Below are 6299 nucleotides of genomic sequence, written 5' to 3'. Positions count from 1 at the left end.
CGGGCGGGGGTGGTCCGCACAGGACGTGAGCCGAGGAGAACTCGATCGGGCTCTCCCCGCGCGGGCGGGGGTGATCCGGCGACGGTGCTGACCGTGCCGCCGGACGCGACGTTCTCCCCGCGCGGGCCGGGGTGATCCGTTGTCGGCCATGGTGCGGCGGAACCGGTGCGGGCCGAGTTCTCCCCGCGCGGGCGGGGGTGGTCCGATGTTGTCGAAGATGTGCCGCTCGGCCAGCAGGTTCTCCCGCGCGAGTGGGGGTGGTCCGCTCTTACCGGCGTTGTGGCAGGACTACACGGGGTTGTCCCCGCACGAGCAGGGTGGGGCCCGTCCCGAACTTCCCCTCGCTTCGCGCAGTCGGACATACGTGTCTGAGTTGGATGATCTCAGACGTGGTCCCTCTCTCTGGCTCGGCAGCACCGCCGAATGCCCTGGGGAGGTGTGGCTGCGGTTGGATGGAGGGGATGCCTTCGTCGTCTTCGTCCAGCGCGCAGGCCGCTCGACAGCGGCTGGCTGACCAACTCCGCGCGCTTCGCACGGATGCGGGAATTTCCGGTGTGGAGTTCGCCCGCATAGCGGGATGGCGGGACTCGACGAACATCTCGAAGATCGAGCGGGCCGTCCGTCCGGCGTCGGCGGAGCATGTCCGGCTGTGGTGCACGATATGTGGGGCTTCTGAGCAGCGCATGAGCGAGTTGCTGGCCGAGCAGGCCAGCGTCGAACGGATGTGGCTGACCTACCGGCAACTCAACCGCGGGGGTCTCAAGGGCGCCCAGGAGTCCGTCCGTGAGCGGTATGAGCGGGCCAAGCTCATGCGCACTTACTGCGTGCATGTGATCCCGGGGCTGCTGCAGACGAGGGCCTACACCACTGCAGCGCTGGAGTCGGTGCGCATCGAGCAGCACGTCGAGGTGGACGACGTCGCTGCGGCCGTGGACGAGCGTATGGAACGGCAACGAGTGCTACGGCGTCGCGGCGCCCGGTTTGTGTTCCTGTTGGAGGAACAGGTCCTTCATCACCGTGTCATCCCCGCCAAGGCGCACGCCGAGCAGTTGTCGTATCTGCTGGCTGCGGCCCGGTTGCCGTCGGTGTCCCTCGGAATCATCCCGTTGGAGGCTGAACGCTCTCGTGCCGAACACCGGGTGTGGCCCGAGCACACTTTCGTCATCAGCGATTCCGAGCTGGTCACGGTGGAGTTGGTGTCGGGATTCTTGTCGGTGTCCCAGCCGGCTGAGATTGCTGATTATGTGGCGGCCTGGGAGCGGCTTTTCGGTCTGGCCGTCCACGGTGAGAAAGCCAGACAAATCATCACCAGTGCCCGTGAGCGGCTTGACGCTTGAGCCGGGGCAGGATCAGGGTCGGCCGAGGGCCGCATGCGCGCCTGAGCCCGCCCGTACGAAGCTGAACGGAGGACTGTGATGGCGTTCGATCTGGTCGGTGAAGACCCTGACTCGCCGGAGGGCCGGTGCCCTGCGGTGTACGTCGATCCCGACACCGGCGACTTCTACTTCCAGGGTCTGCTCATCACCGATCCCCTACTGATCGCTGAGATCGCCAGGCACGGGAACCTGCACTCCGACGAGGCGGTAGTGCGGCTTCCCGCCCGCATGGCCTCGATCATCGCCGAGGCCGCCGCCAGCACCTACGAGCCCGGACGTCTCGGACACGGTCCGGCAGACAGCACCGAGGTCCTCCAGGTCGCCAAGCACACCGCGCTGCATCTGGAGATGCGCGACACCTACGACCCCTCCCACCCGGCCTACCAAGACTTCGTGTCGGGCGGCTCAGGCTGGTACGAGATGGCGAACTGGCGGAAGACAGTCCAGGACGCGATCGGGCGGGGTGTGACGATCCGCCGCGCCCGCGTGGTCTCCGAGCCGCCGTCGGACTACATCCGCTGGGAGCACATGCTCACTTCTCAGAACGTCGCGGCCGGTGAGGACGTGCGCTGGTTGCCGCGTGAGCGGGCCTGGGATCTGATGCTGCCCGGCGCGGACTTCTGGCTCTTCGACCACAAGCTGGTGATGTTCAACTTCTGTTCCGGAGACGGGACCGAGATCCCTGAGGAGAAGAGCAGTAACGATCCTGACGTGGTGGCGCGCTGCCTGGCCGCGTTCGAGCGAGTATGGGAGCGCGCGATCCCGCACGAGCAGTACGAACTCCCTAGCCGCCACTGACGGCAGACGGGCTTGGGTTCCTCCCCTGCAGTGAGGGGCCAAAGGTCGCCAAATCTCTTTCCGGGGAGGGCTCCGGAGCGTCAAGGTCATTGGTGCAGCCACTTCCTGCCTGAGGGGAGCAAACCATGACCTCTCGCCCATCGGATTGGGCCTGGTGAGGTGCCTTGCCGTCTTCTCGCGGCAGACCACGTCACCCGGTCGACTCGGCGGTGTCGGGTGTGCCTTCCGGTGGCCGTCGCCAGGTCATGCCAGGCTCCCTGCGGCATCGGCCCGCCCATCGAAGCGGGCTCCGAGTCGGGGGCTCGATGCACCAGCGATTTCGACCAATCGAGGGAACTAGGTGATCCAGGCGGTGGGCATGACCGACGACTCCAACTCAGCAGCACGGATGCGCCATGAGCTGGCCGAGACGCTGCTCACCCAGGGCCAGATCGTGTCGCCGGCAGTGGAGAAGGCGTTCCGCACGGTCCCACGAGAGATGTTCGTTCCCGCTGGTACGCCCTTGGACGTCGTCTACAGCGTCGACAGTCCGGTGATCACGAAGATTGACGAGCACGGTGCGCACATCTCCTCGGTCAGCGCGACCTACATCCAGGTCCGCATGATCGAGATGTCCGGACTCGCACCCGGCATGACGGTGCTGGAGATCGGGTCCGGCGGCTACAACGCCGCGCTCCTAGCCGAAGTGGTCGAACCGGACGGACATGTCGTCAGCGTCGACATCGACACCGAGATCACCAAGCGTGCTCGTGACCTGCTGGAGAGAGCCGGATACGGCAGGCGGGTCACGATCATGCAGGCCGACGCCCATCACCCCATCGCCGGCTTCAAGCAGTTCGATCGAATTCTTGTCACGGTCGGTGCCTGGGACGTCCTTCCGGCTTGGCTGGATCAACTCGCTGCCGATGGCGTCTTGGTGGTGCCGCTTCGGATGAACGGCATCACCCGGACGATCGCCTTCCGTCGCAACGGCGACCACCTGACGAGCATCGACGTCGAAGTGGCCGGGTTCGTTCCGATGAGAGGCGAGGGGGCTCACGCCGAGCGGACGTTTCTGCTGCCGGACCGGTACGGCAAGCACATCAAGCTGCAATTCGACTCTGACGTTCCTGGGCCGACCGCCGAACTCGATGGTGTCCTGGCGACCGACCCGGTCTCGGTGTGGTCTGGCGTCACCATCGCCAACGGCGTCTCCTTCGCAGACCTGCACCTGTGGCTCGCGGCCTTTCTATCGGGCTTCTGCCGTGTCGGAGCTGATCCGGACACCGAACTGGCGTCGCAACTCGGCAAGACGTGGTTCCCGTTCGGAGTTGTGCGTGGCGACTCCTTCGCCTACCTGGCGGTCCGCCCCGCGCTGGATGGCGGCGGTGTCGAATTCGGCGCGACCGCCTACGGCTCTCACGGTCGAGGTGTGGCCGCCGCGCTCACCGAACAAATTCAGGCATGGGACCGACATGGCCGCTCCAGCGAGCCCACCTTCGGGTTTTGGCCAGTTGGCAGCCCTCCCGCCCCTCCCTCCGGCCGCTCCGCTGTACTCACCAAGCGCCACGGGGCGGTCTCGATCTCCTGGCCTGAGGCGGATTGACCATCGCCTTGGCGAGCCGGGAAGCACAACCCGTTGACCGTCCCGTACCTGAGGAGGAGCCGATGTCCCCGCATCTGACCCTGGACGCCACCGAACTGCTCGACACCCCGGCCGAAGTCAGTGAGGACGAGTTCGTGCTGGACATGCGCGTAGTGGAGAGCACCACGCCGCTGGTGACCATGATGTGCTCCACCAGCGACGGCTGCGGCAGCACCTGCAGCACCAGCGCCTGCAGCACCAGCTCCAACGACCCGGCTTGAGATAGCCGCCCGTCCGAACGGGCGGCGTCCATCGCCTGGGCGCCGTCCGGTAGGGCGATGGTGCGCAGGAAGGATGTGCCATGACGGCCCCTCAAGGTTTCCGACACACCGGGCTGGTGCTGCTCCGTACGACAACATGCCCCGAAAGCCTCACTCCACCAAGCGATCTCGACCCTGGCGACCCCCTGGCATTTAGCCAAGGTGGGCGGGCTTGGTTGGAGCGAATCTGGACACGCACCGACGTCCGCGAAGCGGTTGGACTGGCCAGCCCCACCCTGGCCGCGCAGATCGGCCGCCTCCTCACTGGCCACGCCTCCAAGCGCCGGCTGCAGCGAGCTGTGACATCACTGGCGTCCTACATGCTGCGGTGGGAGCGACGTGCCACCCCGTTTGGCCTGTTCGCAGGGATCACTACCGTCGACATCGGTCCTGCGATTGCGAAGATCGGCACGGATCATGAGCTGGTGATCCGTGCTGACGCCGAGTGGGTCACCGACCTGATCGAGCGGCTTGAACGGAACCGGCCCCTGCTGGGCCGGCTGGCGGTGGTCACCGACAACGCCGGCATCGTTCGCGACGGCCGCTTCATCGTGCCCAGGCGTGCCGAGTCGGGGGCGCGCTCGCCGGGACCGCTTCAAGAGGCGTCGGTGCACTTCACCAAGCCGATCGAGTACGCCCTTGAGCAGGCTGCCACGCCGATCAGGCTGGACGCCTTGGTCGAGCGAATGGCCCGCCGGTTCCCGAACGTTGCCGTCGAACGCATTCAGCACATGCTGTTCGGTCTGGTCGAGGGCGGCTTCCTCATCACCGACCTGCGTCCCCCATCGACCGCTCTCGATCCGCTAATACACCTCGTCCGGACGCTTCGAACGGCGAATGCCCAGGAACCCGACGTTCAGGAACTCGACGACGTCAGCGCATTGCAGGACCAGGTGGAGGCGATCAGCTCACAGATCGCACGGCACAACACCACAGCCGACGCGACTCAGGCAGCATTGCTCCGCAGCATGATCACCACCAGGATGCGCGACCTGCAACCCGGGATCGACCACGTGCTGGCGGCAGACCTGCGGCTCGACGCCCACCTTGCTCTTCCCCGCCTCGTCCTGGAGGAGGCCGAACGCGTCGCCGACGTCCTACTCAGAGTCTCTCCCCAGCCGTTCGGCACGGCGGCGTGGCTGGACTACCACTCCCGATTCCGCGCCCGCTACGGCCTCGGTGCGCTGGTTCCCGTGCGAGCGCTGCTCGCCGACTCAGGTCTCGGCTATCCACAGGGCTATCTAGGAGCACCTCGCGCCAGGCCTGCATGGCGGATGCTGACCGAGCGCGACGCCGTCCTGCTGTCGCTGGTCCAAAAGGCGGCCATAGAGGGCGCGGAGGAGATCGTGCTGACGGAGGACGACGTCCGGGCGCTTTCGGTAGGCGACCATACCGACGCGCTCGCCCCGCGCCGCGTCGAGCTCGGTGTTGCCTTGCACGCCGCCTCTACGGAAGAGATCGACCGCGGCGAATTCGAACTGCGAGTGGTGGCCGCGCCGCGTGCCCACACCAGCATGGTCGGCAGGTTCGCCCATCTGCTGGACGAGCGCGACCGTGCCCGCATCGCCGATAGCTACGCCGACGAGGGCCCCGTGGTCGCGCTGTTGTCGTTTCCGCCGCGCCGCCCGCACAACGACAACGTCGTTCGTGTCGCTCCACACGCCGAGGCGGCCCTGCTGCCGCTCTCCGAGCACATCGCCATCGCAACCTCCAATCACATCGTGATCAGGCTGGAGGACCTCGCGGTCACCGCCGACGCCGACCACATGTACCTGGTGCAGCGCTCCACAGGGCGGCGGGTGATCGCACACATCCCTCATGCGCTGGACTCCTTGGTGCAAACTCCGCCCTTGGCTCGGTTCCTGGCCGAGGTCTCCGATGCTCGTAGCACTGTGTTCGGGCCGTTCGATCTGGGGGCCGCCCGCACCTTGCCGTTTGTGCCGCGCATCCGATATCGACGCACGGTGCTGTCCGGGGCGCGTTGGCTCCTCACCAGCGACCACACGACCGGCAACAAGTGGGAGGTGACGCTCAGGCGATGGCGGGACCGATGGCGGATCCCGGCTCGAGTCGTGGCATGCCAAGGGGAGCTGCGCCTACCTCTCAATCTGGACAGGCCGTTAGACCAACACTTGCTGCGCACCCGACTTGATCGCACTGAACAACTCGAGCTCCGCGAAGACACATCAGTCGACGCCCTATCCTGGATAGGACGCCCGGCTGAGCTGGTGGTCCCTATGG

5 protein-coding genes and 1 pseudogene are annotated in these 6299 nt (G+C 66.4%); all 6 read left to right on the top strand.

Features of this window, described 5'->3' with window-relative positions; genetic code table 11:
* Positions 1 to 377: 377 nt before the first annotated feature.
* Positions 378 to 683, top strand: a pseudogene (locus ETD96_RS48330) (helix-turn-helix domain-containing protein); the annotation flags it as partial.
* The gene (locus ETD96_RS39380) at positions 684 to 1337 is read left to right on the top strand and encodes a DUF5753 domain-containing protein (protein ID WP_240808550.1); all 654 of its coding nucleotides are present in this window, start codon (positions 684 to 686) and stop codon (positions 1335 to 1337) included.
* A 78-nt stretch (positions 1338 to 1415) separates the two neighbouring features.
* Entirely contained in the window at positions 1416 to 2174 is a 759-nt protein-coding gene (locus ETD96_RS47230) for a DUF6879 family protein (protein WP_240808549.1), read from the top strand.
* A gap of 358 nt (positions 2175 to 2532) precedes the next feature.
* Complete coding sequence (fxlM, locus tag ETD96_RS39370; protein WP_138641580.1) at positions 2533 to 3759, top strand: methyltransferase, FxLD system; 1227 nt, start codon at positions 2533 to 2535, stop codon at positions 3757 to 3759.
* A 62-nt stretch (positions 3760 to 3821) separates the two neighbouring features.
* Positions 3822 to 4019, top strand: a complete 198-nt coding sequence (locus tag ETD96_RS39365) for an FxLD family lanthipeptide (RefSeq protein ID WP_138641579.1) — start codon at positions 3822 to 3824, stop codon at positions 4017 to 4019.
* A gap of 215 nt (positions 4020 to 4234) precedes the next feature.
* A partial coding sequence (locus ETD96_RS39360; protein ID WP_240808548.1) for a lantibiotic dehydratase family protein occupies positions 4235 to 6299 on the top strand: 2065 nt, incomplete at its 3' end.

The organism is Actinomadura geliboluensis, assembly GCF_005889745.1.
Lineage (GTDB): Bacteria > Actinomycetota > Actinomycetes > Streptosporangiales > Streptosporangiaceae > Spirillospora > Spirillospora geliboluensis.
Note: the sequence above shows the minus strand (reverse complement) of the source record. Positions and strands in the feature narration are given on the sequence as shown.

What these genes read in the sequence shown, in the direction of transcription:
- ETD96_RS39365 (WP_138641579.1), top strand. Translation starts at nt 3,822, where the DNA reads ATGTCCCCGCATCTGACCCTGGACGCCACCGAACTGCTCGACACCCCG.
- ETD96_RS47230 (WP_240808549.1), top strand. Translation starts at nt 1,416, where the DNA reads ATGGCGTTCGATCTGGTCGGTGAAGACCCTGACTCGCCGGAGGGCCGG.
- fxlM (WP_138641580.1), top strand. Translation starts at nt 2,533, where the DNA reads ATGACCGACGACTCCAACTCAGCAGCACGGATGCGCCATGAGCTGGCC.
- ETD96_RS39380 (WP_240808550.1), top strand. Translation starts at nt 684, where the DNA reads ATGAGCGAGTTGCTGGCCGAGCAGGCCAGCGTCGAACGGATGTGGCTG.